This window comes from Micromonospora sp. NPDC049282 (assembly GCF_043197045.1).
GTDB lineage: Bacteria > Actinomycetota > Actinomycetes > Mycobacteriales > Micromonosporaceae > Micromonospora.
The window spans coordinates 49,353-65,175 of sequence record NZ_JBICSL010000014.1 but is presented as its reverse complement, the minus strand read 5'-3'; the positions used below and the strand labels follow the sequence as shown (position 1 = coordinate 65,175).

Below are 15,823 nucleotides of genomic sequence, written 5' to 3'. Positions count from 1 at the left end.
TGGCGGCCGGCATGGCCGGTCCCGCACGGGGTACGCCTGGGGGATCACCGACTGGGACAGGAGGCGGCAGCATGACCGATCGTGACCCCGGACGACCGCTGGAGGAGACCCCCGAGGTGGCCGCGGCGGTGGACGACGACAGCACGGTGCCGCAGCTGCACACCGGCGGCGCCGATCCGGACAACCCCACCTTCACCGACCCGGACGGCGCGGTGGCCGACACCGGCTCGCCGGACATCCTCGGCGACCCGTACGCGGCCGGGACCGGCGCGACCGGCACCGGCACCGGCGCGGGCGGGGACAACATCCGTACCGGCGCCGAACAGCCGTGGGAGCCGGAGGACCTGGTGCGGGCCCGGGGGCAGGACGTGACCCCGGAGAACCTGGAGCGGGCCCGCCGCGACCTGGACGAGCTGGGCCGGGCGGCGATCGAGAAGACGGTTCCCTGACCCCTGGACGGCCGGGGGCCCCTGGTCGACGTGGGCGTCGACCAGGGGCCCGGGGAACCCGCGCGGCGGTGCCTCACTCCCGCCGCGGCGGGTGGTCCGGCCGCGGCTCAGAGCGCCGGGTAGGCGTTCTGCATCAGCTGCGCGAACTGGGCCGGGAAGAACGCACCGGAGATCGGCGCGTCCGGCAGGGCGCCGGACATGCTGTTCCCGTTGCGGGCGTTGCCGGTGTACGTCGGGTCGCACATCCGGTCGAAGCCCTTGCCTTCGTTGTTCGGGATCTCCTTGCTGGAGCCGTCCGACTCACCCGGGGGCTTCACCCAGACGTAGGCGTCGATGCCCGACTCCGGAGCCGCCTTCGGCCGCTCGCCGAGGCCCGCACCGGCCTGGTTGCACCAGTTGCCGGCGTGGAAGCGACGGTCGATCCGACCGCCGTCGACGTAGGCGTCCACCGAGGTCGACGGGCCGGGGCCGGTGGGCCGGGCGGAGCCGCCCCAACCGTTGCGGGAGGTGTCGATCAGCATGCCGATGTTGCTGTCGAAGCCGATCGAGACCAGCTTCTGCCGGAACGCCTGGGCGAACGAGAGCTCGTCGACGTACATGTTCCAGTCGACCCACTTGGACTGCCGCACCGACGTGCCGTTCACCGAGTCGGTGATCTTGACGTACGGCTCCTTCAGCGCGGAGTAGTTCGCCGTGTTGGTGATGAAGCCCTGCACGTTGTGCACGGTGCTGCCGGACGCGACGGCGGCGGCCTTGAGCTGGTCGGCTACCGGGCCGAAGTTGCTGTCCCAGCCGAGCCAGCCGTGGTGGCCGGCGTCGATGTAGTTGTAGACGTTGCCGATCGCGCCGAGCTTGGCCAGGGCGTAGCCCACGCCGTTGACGTACGCGCCGTTGGCCTTGACCGTGTCGCACATCGCGGTGCCGCCCGGGTTGCCCGAGGTGTTGGTCACCAGGTTGGGCAGCGAGTCGATCTCGATGATGTTGACGATCCGGATGTTCTTGTACTTCGCGTCGGCCTGGATCGCGGCGATCGGGTCGATGTACTCGGCCTTGTAGCGGGGCAGCTCGTTCGGGCCCAGCTCACCGTTCGAGGCGAGCGCGGAGCAGTCCCGGCCGGGCAGGTTGTAGATGACGAACTGGATGTAGCCGGCCCCCTGGGCGAGCGCGGCGTCCAGGTGCGCCCGGACCCCCATCGCGCCGTTGGAGCTGCTGTCCGGGGTGCCGTTGATGGCGGCGATCCGGTCGATCCAGACCGCGGTCGGGTTGTTCGACACCCGGCTGCCGCCGGCCACCGTCTCGGCCTTGGCCTTCCACTCCGGGTTCACGTAGCCCTTGGCCCCGACGAACGGGTTGTCCACCTTCTGCCCGGGCGGGGTGCTGGTCGGCGGCGTGCTCGTCGGCGGGGTGCTGGTCGGCGGCGTGCTCGTCGGCGGGGTGCTCGTCGGCGGCGTGCTCGTCGGCGGGGTCGAGGTGGGCGGCGTGCCGCCGTTGCAGACCGTGCCGTTCAGCGTGAACCGCGTCGGCTTCGGGTTGCTGCCGCTCCACGCGCCGTTGAACCCGATGCTGGTGCTGGCGCCCGTGCCCAGCGAGCCGTTGTAGGACTCGTTCTGCGCGGTGACGTTCTGGCCGCTCTGGGTCCACTTCGCCGACCAGCCCTGCTGCACGCGCTGGCTGCTGTTTCCAAAGGTGAAGCCGAGGTTCCACGAGCTGACCGGGTCACCCAGGTTCTTGATGACCACGTTGGCGGTGAAGCCACCGGCCCAGTCGTTGGTGGTGTAGTCCACGCTGCACTGGGTCGCGGCCTGCGCCGCGGTGACCGGAAGGGTCACGAGCCCACCGGCCACGAGGACGCCGGCGCCGGTGAGCGCGAGCGTCCGGCTCCGGCCGGACAGCCTTCTCCACAGATTCATACCACTGATCTCCTTGGGCGAGACCGGATCCGCGTACGGCCCGGCGGAATGGCGGCGGCGGTCGCCCTGCGGGAGCGACCGTGCGCGCCACGGGTTGCTTGGGGGACGCCCGACCCGGACGGGCGTGAGGGTGGTGGTGCCGACCGGTCCGCAGGACCGGTCGTGGGGAGCCGGACGTCGTCCGGTGAACCGGTTGCCCTCGACGTCTGAGCTCGCGGTGTGGCTCCCCGAACCGCGTGCAGCGATTCTTGCATGGGAGCGCTTCCATGGCAATGCCTCGATGCGCCCACCCCGACCCTACCTCCCATCTCACCCGTCCTCGCCACAGCGGGTCCGACGGGGCACAGATGGGGCGCGGCGCGCTCCGCACGCGCGAAAGCCACATCATCGGCAAACTCCTAAAAACGAATCTTTCCCCGAATAAGTCGCGAAAAGGTCTAACGTCGGAGGTAGCTCGACTGACGTCGGGCTCAGGACGAACAGGGATGGAGTGACGCTGCTCATGGCTAACAAGATGCTCGGGAAGGTCGTCGCGGGTGCCGCTCTCGGCGGTGCGGGCCTTCTCGCGTTCACCCCGGGGACGGCCTACGCGGGCGGGCACGACGACGAGGGCAAGGTCATCGCCAAGCCGCACGTGGTCAAGGCGGGCGACACCGTCGAACTGCTCCAGATCTGCTCCGAACCTCAGGAGCACGCATACGTCTGGTCGAAGGTGACCGGCAAGGTCGACCTGCACCCGGCCCGCGACGGCGAGCACGGCGACCGGGCCGACGGCGCCGGCTGGGCCGACCGTGGTGGCGACTGGGCGCAGGACGCGGACCAGGGCCCCGACGGCAAGGACGCACACGGCGACGACCACGGCAAGGGCCCGGAGGGCAAGGACGACCACGGCAAGGGCCCGGAGAGCAAGGACGACCAGGGCAGGGACGAACACGGCAAGGGCCCGGACGGCAAGGGCGACCAGGGCAAGGGCCCGGACGGCAAGGACGACCAGGGTAAGGACGGGCACGGACCCGGCGAGGCGGGGATGCCGCAGCCGCCGGCCGACGCGCCGCAGCCGGGCGGCATGGGCGCCGGCGCGCCCGCCGACCCCGCCGCCCAGGGCCCGGACCGGCAGGTCCCGGAGGAGTACGGCCAGGCCGCCGAGCCGGGCTGGGACGCCTCCGACTGGGCCGGCGACGAGCACGGCAAGGACGGCAAGGACGAACACGGCAAGGACGGCAAGGACGAACACGGGAACGAGTGGCAGGGCGGCGACGCCTGGCAGGGCGGCAAGGACGAACACGGCAAGGACGGCAAGGACGAACACGGGAACGAGTGGCAGGGCGGCGACGCCTGGCAGGGCAGCAAGGACGAACACGGCAAGGACGGCAAGGACGAACACGGGAACGAGTGGCAGGGCGGCGACGCCTGGCAGGGCAGCGACGAGTGGCAGGGCGGGGACGAGTACGGCCCCGGCGGCGACGAGGCCGGCTGGGAGCACGGGAAGGACTTCGTCTACTACGGCGAGGCCCGCGTCTCCGAGGACGCCCACCCGGGCCGGTACGAGCTGCGGGGCTCCTGCGGCGAGGGCGAGCTGGTGGTCCTCCCCCGTGGCGGGGTCGACGGCGGTGACGGCGGCATGGCCACCACCGGTCTGGACCGCGATCTCGCCACCGGGGGCGCCGGCATGATCGGCGCCGCGGCACTGGGCGGGCTGGTGCTGCTGCGCCGGCGGCGGGCCGGTGACCTGGCCTGACCGGACGACGAACCGGGCCGGCGGCCGTCGCGGGAAACCGTGGCGTGCCGCCGGCGCGGCGCTCGTCGTCCTGCTCGCCATGGTGGGCTCCGGCCTGATCGGCGCGTCCGTGCGCACCGTCCCGCCGCCCACCCCGCCACAGCCGATCGCGCAGGCATACCCGACGGACACCACCGACCCGGCCGGCGCTCCCGACGCGGACGTCGAGGACACCACGCCGTGGTACCAGACCCCCTCGACCGCTCCGGCCCCGACGACTCCCGCACCAGCGGCCGGTTCGATCGGACCCGGGGCTCCGACCGGACCGACGCCGACGGCGCCGCCGGTCGGACCCACCCCGCCGGCACCGGCCGGATCCGTGCCGGCGGCGCCGCGCGGGGCCGTCCCGGCGGGGCTGCCCCGATCGGTGCCCACCACCATCGCGATCCCCCGGATCGGGGTACGCGCCGAGATCATGACGCTCGGCACCAACCCGGACGGCACGGTGCAGGTGCCCCCGCTGGACCAGGCCATGAAGGCCGGGTGGTACTCCCCCGGCGCCAGCCCCGGCGAGGTCGGCAACGCCGTCGTGGTCGGGCACGTCGACTCCGCCAAGCTCGGCCCGGCGGTCTTCTTCAACCTGGGCGCGATGGTGCCCGGCGACACCATCGCCGTCTCCCGGCAGGACGGCTCGACCACCACGTTCACCGTGGAGGAGGTCCGGTCGTACCCGAAGACCGCCTTCCCGGCGGAACAGGTCTACGGCCCGTCCGCCGTGCCCGGCCTGCGCGTGGTCACCTGCGGCGGCGTGTTCGACCGAACCGCCGGAAGCTACCTCGACAACATCATCGTCTACGCCCGGCTGACCTCGTGACCCGGTCCTCATTCGGGGAAAGAGTGCCCATCGAAGGCGAGATGGGCACTCTTTCCCCGAATCAGCGGGAGGTGGGACGGGTCAGGCCGCCGCCGACGTGCGGACCAGGGTGCGGATCTGGCGCAGCAGGACGGACAGCGCGGAGAGGTCGGCACGCGACTCGTCGAACTCCCCCATCGCGCGGTGCGCCCGGTGGATCGAGGTCGCGTTGGCCTGCTCCCACTCCTGCACCCGCTCCACCGGCGGCTGGCTGTCCGAGGTGGAGGTGAGCACCTCCGCGGTGAGCGCGGCCAGCGCGGCGTACAGGTCGTAGCGCAGCGCCATCCGGGCCAGCGTCTGCCAGCGGTCCTCCCTCGGCAGCAGGGAGATCTTCGACAGCAGGGCGTCCACCCGGAACCGGTCGGAGAGCACGAAGTAGACCGAGGCCACCTCGCTCACCTCCCGCCCGGTCGTCTGCGCCGTCTCCACGATGTCGAGCAGGCCGAAGCTGTACATCAGGCGGGTCGCCTGCACGGCCAGCTCCCGCGGCAGCCCTCGGCCGACCAGCGACTCGATGTGCGCCGCGATCCCCTCCCGCTCGGTGCCCCAGAAGAGGTGCTCCAGGTCCGGCATGAGCCGGGCCACGCCGTCGCGGAGCCGGGCGATCTCCGCCGGCACGTCGATCGGCGAGCGCCGGTTGCTGACCAGCCAGCGCACCGCGCGGTCGAGCAGCCGCCGGGTGTCCAGGTAGACGGCGGTCTGCAGCTCGGGCGAGACCTTGTTGTCCAGCGCCTCGACCGCGTCCCAGAGGTCGCCCAGACCGAACACCTCGCGGACCACCACGTAGGCCCGCAGCACGTCCGCCGCCGAGGCGGCCGTCTCCTCGACCACCCGGAACACGAACGAGATGCCACCCCGGTTGATCGCCTCGTTGACCAGCACCGTGGTGACGATGTCCCGGCGCAGCCGGTGCCGGCCCATCCGGTCGGCGAAGCGCTGCCGCAGCGGCGTCGGGAAGTAGTTGACCAGGACGTCGGTCGTCCACTTCTCGTCCGCCAGCCCCTCGCTGACGATCTCCCGCTCCAGCACGATCTTCACGTACGCGAGCAGCACCGCGAACTCCGGCGCGGTCAGCCCGGTCTCGGCGCGGACCGCCAGTTCCTCGTCCGGCGGCAGCGCCTCCAGCGCGCGGTCCAGCGCGCCGGACCGCTCCAGCTCGTTGAGCATCCGCCGGTGCACCGGGAGCAGCGAGGCGGCCTGGGCCTGGGCGTTGTTGAGCGCCCGGGCCTGGTCGTAGTTGTCCCGCAGCACCAGCTCGCCGACCTCGTCGGTCATCTGGGCCAGCAGCTCGTCGCGCTCGGGCCGGTCCAGCTCGCCGTCGGCGACCGCCGTGTTGAGCAGGATCTTGATGTTCACCTCGTGGTCGGAGCAGTCCACCCCGGCCGCGTTGTCGATGAAGTCGGTGTAGATGCGGCCGCCGGTCGCGGCGTACTCGATCCGGCCCTGCTGGGTGAAGCCCAGGTTGCCGCCCTCGCCGACCACCCGGCAGCGCAGGCTCCTGCCGTCCACCCGGATGGCGTCGTTGGACTTGTCCCCGACCTCGGCGTTGGTCTGCGTCGACGCCTTGACGTAGGTGCCGATGCCGCCGTTCCAGAACAGGTCCACCGGCGCGGTGAGGATCGCCTTCATCAGCTCCTGCGGGCTGAGCTGCGTGACGTCGTCGTCGAGGCCGAGCACCGCGCGCACCTGCGGCGTGACCGGCACCGACTTCGCGGTACGCGGGAAGATGCCGCCGCCGGCCGAGATCAGCTCCGGGTCGTAGTCCTCCCACGAGGACCGGGGCAGGTCGAACAGGCGCTTGCGCTCCCGGAACGAGGTGGCCGCGTCCGGGTCCGGGTCCAGGAAGATGTGCCGGTGGTCGAAGGCGGCCACCAGCCGGATGTGCTCCGACAGGAGCATGCCGTTGCCGAACACGTCACCGGACATGTCGCCGACGCCGACCACGGTGAAGTCCTGGGTCTGGGTGTCGTGCCCCAGCTCCCGGAAGTGCCGCTTCACCGACTCCCAGGCGCCACGGGCGGTGATGCCCATCTTCTTGTGGTCGTAGCCGGCCGAGCCGCCGGAGGCGAACGCGTCGCCCAGCCAGAAGCGGTGCGCGGTGGAGATCTCGTTGGCGATGTCGGAGAACGTCGCGGTGCCCTTGTCCGCCGCCACCACCAGGTAGGGGTCGTCGGCGTCGTGCCGGACCACGTCGTCGGGCGGCACGATCTCGCCGCTGACGATGTTGTCCGTGACGTCGAGCAGCGCGGAGATGAACTCCTTGTAGCAGACCACCGCCTCGTCCCGGTCGCCCGGCTTCTGCTTCAGCACGAAGCCGCCCTTGGCGCCGACCGGCACGATCACGGCGTTCTTCACCATCTGCGCCTTGACCAGGCCCAGTACCTCGGTACGGAAGTCCTCGCGCCGGTCGGACCAGCGCAGCCCGCCCCGGGCCACCGGCCCGAACCGCAGGTGCACGCCCTCGAACCGCGGCGAGTAGACGAAGATCTCGAACTTCGGCCGCGGGGCCGGCAGGTCCGGGATCGCCTGCGGGTCCAGCTTGAGCGCCACGTACGGCTTGGGCCGCCCGCCCACCGGCCGCTGGTAGAAGCTGGTGCGCAGGGTGGCCTGGATCAGCGTCAGGTAGGCGCGCAGGATGCGGTCCTGGTCGAGGCTCGCCACCTCCTCCAGCGCCTCGCCGATCGCGTCGACCAGCTCACCGCTGCGCTGCCGGCGCTCGTCCAGCGTGGTCGCACCGGGCGCGAACCGGGTCTCGAAGAGCTGCACCAGCAGCCCGGCGATGCGCGGGTAGGCGATGAAGGTCTGCTCCATGTACTCCTGGGAGAACACGGTGCCGGCCTGCCGCAGGTACTTCGCGTACGCCCGCAGCACCACCACCTGACGCCAGGTGAGCCCGGTGCGCAGCACCAGCTCGTTGAAGCCGTCGACCTCGGCCTCGCCCCGCCAGGCGGCGGCGAAGGCGTTCTCCACGTGCGGGCGCACCTCGGCCAGGTCCTGGTGCCGCTCCGGCAGCTCCAGCCCGAAGTCGTAGAGCCAGATCCGGCCGTCGACGCGCTCGACCTCGTACGGGTGCTCGTCGACCACCTTCACGCCGAGCGAGTGCAGCACCGGCAGCACGGCGGAGAGCATCATCGGCTCGCCGTACCGGTAGACCTTGAACCGCACGTCAATCGACTCGTCGGCGTCGGCGGCGCGGCCCGCGTACGGACGCGGCGGCGCCTGCTTGCGGAACAGGTGCATCTCCAGCTGGCCGGCCTCCTCCAGCAGCTCCAGCTTGGCCAGGTCCTTCATCGCCTCGTACGGCGTGTGCCCGTCCTTGTAGCCCTCCGGGAACGCGTCGGCGTAGCGGCTGAACAGGTGCTTGGCCTGCTCGTCGCCGAGCTTGCGCTCCAGCACCAGCCGGTAGTCGTCGTCCCAGAGGCGGGTGGCGTCGGCCAGCTCCTCGGCGAGCAGGTCGGCGTCGATCTCGCCGGGCGGGTTGGTCGGGTCGGTGCGGACGATGAAGTGCACCCGGGCCAGCATCGACTCGGTGACGCGGGTGGTGTAGTCGACCCCGACGCCGTTCAGCTCGCGCAGCAGGATGTCCTGCATGCGCAGCCGGTTCTGGGTGGTGAACCGGTCCCGGGGCAGGTAGATCAGACAGGAGATGAACCGCCCGTACGCGTCCCGGCGCAGGAAGACCCGCAGCTGCCGGCGGCCGGCCATCCGCAGCACGCCGATCACCGCGTGGTAGAGGTCGTCGGTCTTGATCTGGAACAGCTCGTCGCGCGGGTAGGTCTCCAGGATCTGCAGCAGGTCCTTGCCGGAGTGGCTGCGCAGGCTCAGGCCGGAGCGGTCCAGCACCTCGGCCACCTTGCGGCGCACCACCGGCAGCTCCTGCACGCTGGTCCGGTAGGCGGCGGTGGAGAACAGGCCCAGGAAGCGCCGCTCCCCGACCACCTCGCCGGCCTCGTTGAAGATCTTGAAGCCGATGTAGTCGAGGTAGGCCGACCGGTGCACGGTGGCCCGGGAGTTGGCCTTGGTGATGATGAGCAGGCGCTTCTCCAGCACCCGCTCGTGCGCCTCGGGCGTCATCGAGTTCAGCGACCGGGCCTCCGGCGAGTCGGACCGCAGGATGCCCAGCCCGGTGCCGAGGACCGCCTCGAGAGCCTGACCGCCGGCCGCCCCGTCCGTGTCGACCAGGCGGTACTCGCGGTAGCCGAGGAAGGTGAAGTGGTCGTGCGCCAGCCAGCGCAGCAGCTCCACCGAGTCCGTGATGTCCTTCTCCGGCACCGGTGGGCGGTTGTCCGAGGTGCGCGCGGCGGCCAGCTCGTCGGCGAGCGCCAGTGCCCGCTGCCGCATCTTGGGCCAGTCCTCGACCGCCTCCCGCACGTCGGTGAGCACCCGCTGCAGCTCGCGACGCACCGTCTCCCGCTCGGACGGGTCGCGGACCGGGTCGATCTCGATCCGCATCCAGCTCTCGACCAGGTCGCCGGCGATCGCGTCGTCCGGCTCCACGTCGGCGGAGACCTCGGTGAGCCGGCCCAGCGGCTCGCGCCGGACCACGACCAGCGGGTGCACCAGCAGGTGCACGTCGAGGTGACGGGAGTTCAGCAGCGCGGTGACCGAGTCGACCAGGAACGGCATGTCGTCGGTGACGATCTCGACGACGGTGTGGTGCTGCTCGGCGTCCGGCTCGTGGATCCGCAGCTTCAACTCGCCCGGCACCCGCTGCTGGGCCAGGTCGCGGTGCGCCCGGGCCGCCTCCAGCATCTCCTCGGCGGTGAAGCCGATCAGCTCCTCGTCCGGCGCGAACCGCCAGAAGCGGTCCACCAGCGTGGCCGCGTCGTGGTCCTCGCCGGCCAGCGCGACCGCCTGGGCGACCAGCCGCTCCGCGTTGGGTACGGGCTCGTCCAGCTCGGCGTCCTCGGACTCGTCGGCCAGCGCCTGCGCCGGCAGACCGAGGTCGTAGAGGGTGTCGATGCTGGAACCGGTCATCCCGGTCACGCCTGTGTCGAGACGGCCGAAACCGTCCCCGTCGGTCGCCGAATCGAAGCTGTCATCGTCCCGGCTGGTGTCAGCCTGCCGGAGGTCGGGTCCCGGTTTGATCGCCGGACGCCGGTCCATCGGTGCCACTCCCCTCGACCCACCGCGTTGTGGGTCACTCTGCCGCCCAGCCTAGGCCCTACCGTTGTGCCCCTCGGTCGGCGGACCACTGGCCGGACGTCCGGATCGGGACTCTGCCCTTTCACCTGTTGCGGGTGCGTGGTCGGCCGGTCGCGGAGTACCCCGGCTGGCGATGTTCATCACACTGCCACACGAGCACTTCTCACCTCGCCGCGGGCGGTGGCGGGGCGGTGGGGAGCCACGTGCCGTACTAGCGTGCAGGTCAAATACGCACCGGAGGGACCCTTCATGCCCGTCTCGTACCCCCTTCGCCACCGCCGCCAATCCCGCCGCCGGCTGGTCGCGGCGCTGGCCGCCGCCCTGCTGGCCGCCGGCGCGGTGACCGGGTGCTCGGGTGCCGACGGGCCGGAGCGCACCGTCGACGCCTTCCTGAGCGGTTGGCGCTCCGGCGACCTGCAGGCGGTCGGCTTCATCGAGCCGACCGGCGGGCGGGTGCCGGCCACCGAGGTGACGAAACGGCTCCGGGCGCTCTCCGGCGAGTTGGCCGCCACCCCACCCGCGCTGGAGCGCACCGGCGAGATCGAGGTCGCCGGTGACATCGCCACCGCCCGCGTCCGGGTCACCTGGCCGCTGCCGGGCGGCGCCCGCTGGGCCTACGAGAACCCGGTCCGTCTCCGGGGCGGCGGCGACGAGTGGCAGGTGATCTGGGAGCCCCGCCTGGTGCACGAGAAGCTGGAGGCCGACGACCACCTCGCCCTGCGCCGGGAGGTGGCGGCACGAGCCGGGGTGCTGGACGGCGCCGGCAACCCGATCGTCGCGCCCCGCCCGGTGGTCCGGGTGCAGATCGCGGCGGGCGAGGTCAGCGACGCGCCGGGCCTGGTGCGGCGGCTCGACGCCGCGTTCAAGGCGATCCGGCCCGCGCTCAACCCGCCGGTCGACCTCAGCGACCTGCCCAGACGCCTCAAGGAGGCGGACCGGGGCGCGCTCGTTGAGGTGGTGACCCTGCGCGACGAGGCCTACCGGCAGATCAAGCCCCGCATCTACGACCTGCCCGGCACCCGGTTCCCCACCGACAAGCTCATGCTCGCCCCCACCCGGGAGTTCGCCCGGGCGCTGCTCGGCTCGGTCGACCCGGCACAGGCCGACGACCTCCAGGCCCACCCCGACCGCTACGCCCGTGGCGATCTGGTCGGCCACGGCGGCCTCCAGGGCCGGTACGACGAACGGCTGCGCGGCGCCCCCGGCGTCACCGTGATCACCGAGCGGCCCGCCGCCGAGGGCGCCACCGAGCCCACCGGCACCGAGGTGTTCCGCAGTGACCCGAAGCCCGGGCAACCGGTGAAGACCACTCTGGACGTGGCCACCCAGAACGCCGCCGACGCCGCGTTGCGGGGCCAGAGCCGACGCTCCGCCCTGGTCGCCGTGCGGGTCGGCGACGGCGCGGTGCTGGCGGCCGCGAACGGCCCCGGCGCGGCCGGCGAGAACCTCGCCTTCACCGCCCAGGTGCCGCCGGGCTCCACGTTCAAGATGGTCAGCGCGCTCAGCCTGCTGGACCAGGGCGCGGTGACGCCGCAGACCACGGTGGCCTGTCCGAAGACCTCCGAGGTCGACGGCCGGATCTTCAAGAACTCGGACGACTTCGAGCTGGGCCCGGTGCCGTTCGCCACCGACTTCGCCAAGTCCTGCAACACCGCCTTCACGGTGCTGGCACCGAAGCTCGGCGCGGACGGCCTCGCCCAGGCCGGCCGGGCGCTCGGCCTGGAGGCCGGCTGGGATCTCGGCGTGGACGTGTTCACCGGCAAGGTCTCCGCGAACGGCGGGCCCACCGAGCAGGCGGCCGCCGCGATCGGCCAGGGCACCACCGTGGTCAGCCCGCTGGCGATGGCCGGTGCCACCGCCGCGGTGGCCCGGGGTCGTTTCGAGCAGCCCAAGCTGCTGCTCGATCCGGCGCCGGCCAAGCCCGCCCCGGCCGGCCCGGAGCTCAAGCCGGAGTCCGTGGCGGCACTGAAGACGCTGATGCGCCAGGTGGTCACCGGCGGCACCGGCGCCGCGCTGGCGGACGTGCCCGGCGATCCGGTGCACGGCAAGACCGGCACCGCCGAGTACGACAACAACCCCGCGCACACCCACGCGTGGTTCGTGGGCTGGCAGGGCGACGTGGCCTTCGCCGTCTTCGTCGAGCAGGGCGGCTCCAGCACGACCAGCGCGGTGCCGATCGCCGAGCGCTTCCTGCGCGGCCTCACCCGCTGAAGGGCAGCGAAGCATCACGGACAGTAGTCAGGGCGAGGGCCGACCGGACGCGCGATCCTGACGCACCGTCACACCGCGGAATGGCCGGCCACTCGGTCCCACCGGCGGGGCCGGCCCGACCGTCGACGCCTCCGGTGACTCTCCGGAGAAATCGGCGGTAATTGCGCCGGCAATACCGCCACGGTAAGTGTCGCCACGGCCGACTTATCCGCGATCCATCCTCACCCGCGTGCCCGGCGGGTTTGCCCATTCGTGCGATCCTTGCCAATGTGGAATCGCTGGACGACACGGCTTCCATCGCAGCGGGAAGGGGCAACAGTGTTCCCCGACTTCTACGCGACCGCCGCCCAGGTGCTCCCGGTCCTGCTGCTCGCGCTGATCTGGGAGTCACGTTTTCTGGACCGCCTGCGCGAGCAGAACCGGCGGCTCCGGCGCGACGACCCGGGCGGAGTGCTGTTCTGGACCCGACCCCGCGTACGGGCGTATTCCCTTTTCATCGTGGCCACCATCGTGATCGGCACCGGTCTGGCCCTGCTGGCGCTGGCCGAGGCACTGCCGGCGGGGCCCGCGCTGCGGGTGACGGTGACGATCTGCGTGCTCCTGGCGCTGGCGACCCTGCTCACGCGGGTGGTGGTGGACGTCGTGGCGGCGACCGGGCCGGAGCCCCCCGACGAGGCCGCGCCAGCCGTTGAACCGTTGCCCGCTCCACCGGCGCCGCGTTCTCGGGACGAGGCGCGGTGAACACCGTGGACGTGGTCCTCGTGCACGGCCCCTTCTCCTCCCGGCGCGCCTGGGAGCAGATGGCTCGCCTGCTGGTCGACGATCCCGTCCTGCCCCCGGTACGGACCCACTTCTTCGAGTACGACTCGCGCATTCAAGTCCGTCCACACCGTCACCGCGCAGGTCTTCGACATCTCACTGGAACTGCTCGCCCGGCGTGGCCTCACCCAGGCCGCCAATCTGTTGCGGGTGCTCACCTGCCTGAGCGTCGGCCCGGTGCCGTACCACCGGCTGCTGGACCAGGACGTGCTGAAACGGTCCCCGCTCTTCTCCGCGGGGCCGCTCAGGCCGGGCCGCCGGCGGGCGGTGGCTCCTCCCCGGTTGGCGGGGTGTCCGCGTCCGGCACCGCGACGCGGCGGAGCGGCCCGGGGCCGACGGCCGCCATGGGTTCCTCCGCGTCGGGCTCCGACGGCCACGGCAGGGCCGGCTTCAGCACCCGGGAACCGTCGACGGCCTCGTCAAGGGCGGTTGGCGCGCCGATCGGATCGATCGCGACAGCGGGCGCGGGAACCGTCACCGATCCTCGATCCGGGCGGTTGTCGCCCGTGCGGGGCGCCGGGGCGGCCGGGCCGGCCGCCAGCAACCGGGGCGGCAGGGCGCCCGGGGCGACGACCGGAGCGAGCCCGGCCACCACCGTGTTCACGATCTCCGCCGCGTACGCACCGTCCGGGTCGTAGTCGGGGTCGAAGACGGTCAGCTCGACGCCGAGGCAGTGCGGGGTGTCCACCAGCCCGGCGAGCAGGATCTCCAGCTCGGCGAAGGCGATGCCACCGGCGTCGGGCGCGTCGACGGCGGGCATCACCGCCGGGTCGAGCACGTCGACGTCGATGTGCACCCAGTAGCCGGCGCAGTCCACGAGCTGCTCGTGCGCCCACTGCGCGGTCCGGGCGGCGCCCTCGGCGCGCAGCGCCGGCACCGGTCGGGTGACGATGCCGGCCGCCTGCAGGTCGAGCCGGTACTCGTCCTGCGCGCGGATGCCGAGCACCACCACGTCGACGTCCCGGAAGTAGGGGCGCCGCCCCTCGATGGCGGCCAGGTCGGGCTGCCCCCGCCCGGTGACCAGGGCCAGGTCCTCCCCCGCCGCCGCTCCGACGTACGAGGCGTTGCCGGGGTGCCGGAAGTCGGAGTGCCCGTCAACGAAGACCAACCCGATCCGCCCGCCGACCGCCTCGCCGAGGCGGTGCATGGCCAGCGCCGAGCCGAGCAGCACCGAGCAGTCCCCGCCGAGCACCAGCGGGAACTCGCCGCGGTCGATGACCGCGCCGATCCGGTCGGCCAACGCCACCGAGTACGCGGAGATCTCCGGCGCGTGGCAGACGCCGTCACCCGGCCGCCAGTCGCCCGGGTCGTACCGAGGTGCGGTGAGGCAGCCGGCGTCGCGGGCCCGCAGCCGGGCCAGCAGCCCGTGGTCGCGCAGCGCGCCGGGCGCCTTGCCGCAGCCGGGGACGGAGCTGGTCGTGGGCGGGCGCAGTCCGAGGTTCGTCGGCGCGTCGAGGACGGCGATCCGGCGCATCATGGGCTCCCGTCCTCGGAGGTCGGGCGGGCCGGCGGTGCGCCGGCCCGCGCGGGCGTGCGTCGAGTTCAGAACAATGCGCTGGCCAGTGCGCGTCGGGCGGAGGCCACGGCGGGGTCGTCCGGGCCGGCGATGGTGAACAGGCCGATCAGGTGCTGGCGTACCTTGTCCCGCTCCTCGCCGGCGGTCCGGCGGACCACGCCGACCAGCCGCTGGTAGGCCTGCTCGGCCAGGCCGCTGAGCACCTCGATGTCGGCGGCCAGCAACTGGGCGTCCACGTCGTCGGGGGCGGCCGCCGCGGCGTCGAGCGCGCCCTGCGGGTCCGCGCCGGCCACCCGGCGGGCCAACCCGACCTGCGCCAGGCCGGCCTCGGCCGCCGCGTCGGCCGGTGACTCGGCCAGGATCTTCCGATATTCGGCCTCGGCCGCGTCGAGGTCGCCGCTCATCAGCGCGTCGTCGGCCGCGTCGAGCCGCGGGTCCTCCGGCTCGGCCACGGTGACCCCGGCGGACTTGAGCACCCCCTGGAGCCACTTGCGCAACTCCGACTCGGGCAGCGGGCCCGGGAAGGCGTCGACCGGACGGCCGCCGACGATGGCGTAGGTGGTGGGAAGCGCCTGGAGCTGGAACATCTGCGCGAGCCGGGGCTGCTGCTGCACGTCGACCCGGGCCAGGAGCCACGCCCCGGCGCCCTCGGCGGCCAGCCGCTCCAGCACCGGGGCGAACTGGTCGCTCTCCGGGTAGCCGGCGGCGCCGAAGAAGACCACGACCGGTGTGCTGAGCGAGCGTTCGAGCACCTCGGACTGGATGTTCGCCTCGGTCACGTCGATCACGGCGGCCGAGCCGGCGGGGCTGCCCGGCAGCCCGGCGGGCGGGCCGCCCTGGGACGGTGTGGCGGGAGGGGTGTCGGCTGGTGCGGGGGTGCGCAGCGCGCTGAGGTCGACCGCGCCGCGGGTGAAGATCGACGAGGTGATCCGTGGGTCGCTCATGGTTGTCTAGTCTCGCACGTGCCGCCGCGAACTCCGCTCAGCCGCAACGGCGACGTTGCGACTCTCACCCCTGCTCAGAGGTGCAAGGAGGGGGGGGGGGGGGGGGGGCGGGGGGGGGGGGGGGGGGGGGGGCGGGCCGCCCGGCGGGCGGCGGGGCGGGGCGCGGCCCCCGCGCGGGCGCGGCGGGGGCGCCGAGCCG

Annotated in this window: 9 protein-coding genes; 5 read left to right on the top strand and 4 right to left on the bottom strand. The window is 72.7% G+C overall.

The window, feature by feature from the left end; translation table 11 throughout:
• Nucleotides 1–71 precede the first annotated feature (71 nt).
• A complete protein-coding gene (locus ACGFI2_RS21905; RefSeq protein WP_393520029.1) occupies nucleotides 72–449 on the top strand; it encodes a hypothetical protein in 378 nt (125 codons plus the stop codon).
• Nucleotides 450–556: 107 nt separating this feature from the next.
• Here the strand turns inward: ACGFI2_RS21905 and ACGFI2_RS21900 are convergent, their stop codons facing one another.
• Complete coding sequence (locus ACGFI2_RS21900; protein ID WP_393520026.1) at nucleotides 557–2,359, bottom strand: glycoside hydrolase family 6 protein; 1,803 nt, start codon at nucleotides 2,357–2,359, stop codon at nucleotides 557–559.
• Nucleotides 2,360–2,861: 502 nt separating this feature from the next.
• On the opposite strand from ACGFI2_RS21900, the gene ACGFI2_RS21895 reads away from it, so the two are divergent.
• On the top strand, nucleotides 2,862–4,097 hold the full coding sequence (locus ACGFI2_RS21895) for a hypothetical protein (protein ID WP_393520023.1): 1,236 nt from the start codon (nucleotides 2,862–2,864) through the stop codon (nucleotides 4,095–4,097).
• Nucleotides 4,084–4,950 (top strand): class F sortase, encoded by an 867-nt coding sequence (locus ACGFI2_RS21890; RefSeq protein WP_393520020.1) that lies wholly within the window; start codon nucleotides 4,084–4,086, stop codon nucleotides 4,948–4,950. The genes ACGFI2_RS21895 and ACGFI2_RS21890 overlap by 14 nt, the downstream gene beginning before the upstream one ends.
• 81 nt (nucleotides 4,951–5,031) lie before the next feature.
• Here ACGFI2_RS21890 and ACGFI2_RS21885 read toward each other — a convergent pair whose 3' ends face one another.
• The gene (locus ACGFI2_RS21885; RefSeq protein WP_393520017.1) at nucleotides 5,032–10,095 is read right to left on the bottom strand and encodes an NAD-glutamate dehydrogenase; all 5,064 of its coding nucleotides are present in this window, start codon (nucleotides 10,093–10,095) and stop codon (nucleotides 5,032–5,034) included.
• A gap of 288 nt (nucleotides 10,096–10,383) precedes the next feature.
• Here ACGFI2_RS21885 and ACGFI2_RS21880 point away from each other — a divergent pair, with 288 nt between their 5' ends.
• Together ACGFI2_RS21880 and ACGFI2_RS21875 are read left to right on the top strand one after the other, a co-directional pair.
• Complete coding sequence (locus tag ACGFI2_RS21880) at nucleotides 10,384–12,345, top strand: penicillin-binding transpeptidase domain-containing protein (protein WP_393520014.1); 1,962 nt, start codon at nucleotides 10,384–10,386, stop codon at nucleotides 12,343–12,345.
• A 318-nt stretch (nucleotides 12,346–12,663) separates the two neighbouring features.
• Nucleotides 12,664–13,086 (top strand): hypothetical protein, encoded by a 423-nt coding sequence (locus tag ACGFI2_RS21875; RefSeq protein WP_393520011.1) that lies wholly within the window; start codon nucleotides 12,664–12,666, stop codon nucleotides 13,084–13,086.
• 322 nt (nucleotides 13,087–13,408) lie between these two features.
• On the opposite strand, the gene ACGFI2_RS21870 is transcribed toward ACGFI2_RS21875, so the two are convergent.
• Nucleotides 13,409–14,641, bottom strand: coding sequence for an arginase family protein (locus tag ACGFI2_RS21870; protein WP_393520009.1), 1,233 nt, complete (start codon nucleotides 14,639–14,641; stop codon nucleotides 13,409–13,411).
• Nucleotides 14,642–14,706: 65 nt separating this feature from the next.
• Nucleotides 14,707–15,624, bottom strand: coding sequence for a tetratricopeptide repeat protein (locus tag ACGFI2_RS21865; RefSeq protein ID WP_393520006.1), 918 nt, complete (start codon nucleotides 15,622–15,624; stop codon nucleotides 14,707–14,709).
• Between the last annotated feature and the right edge of the window lie 199 nt (nucleotides 15,625–15,823).

What these genes read in the sequence shown, in the direction of transcription:
- ACGFI2_RS21880 (WP_393520014.1), top strand. Translation starts at nt 10,384, where the DNA reads ATGCCCGTCTCGTACCCCCTTCGCCACCGCCGCCAATCCCGCCGCCGG.
- ACGFI2_RS21900 (WP_393520026.1), bottom strand. Translation starts at nt 2,359, where the DNA reads ATGAATCTGTGGAGAAGGCTGTCCGGCCGGAGCCGGACGCTCGCGCTC.
- ACGFI2_RS21870 (WP_393520009.1), bottom strand. Translation starts at nt 14,641, where the DNA reads ATGATGCGCCGGATCGCCGTCCTCGACGCGCCGACGAACCTCGGACTG.
- ACGFI2_RS21895 (WP_393520023.1), top strand. Translation starts at nt 2,862, where the DNA reads ATGGCTAACAAGATGCTCGGGAAGGTCGTCGCGGGTGCCGCTCTCGGC.
- ACGFI2_RS21905 (WP_393520029.1), top strand. Translation starts at nt 72, where the DNA reads ATGACCGATCGTGACCCCGGACGACCGCTGGAGGAGACCCCCGAGGTG.
- ACGFI2_RS21865 (WP_393520006.1), bottom strand. Translation starts at nt 15,624, where the DNA reads ATGAGCGACCCACGGATCACCTCGTCGATCTTCACCCGCGGCGCGGTC.
- ACGFI2_RS21885 (WP_393520017.1), bottom strand. Translation starts at nt 10,095, where the DNA reads ATGGACCGGCGTCCGGCGATCAAACCGGGACCCGACCTCCGGCAGGCT.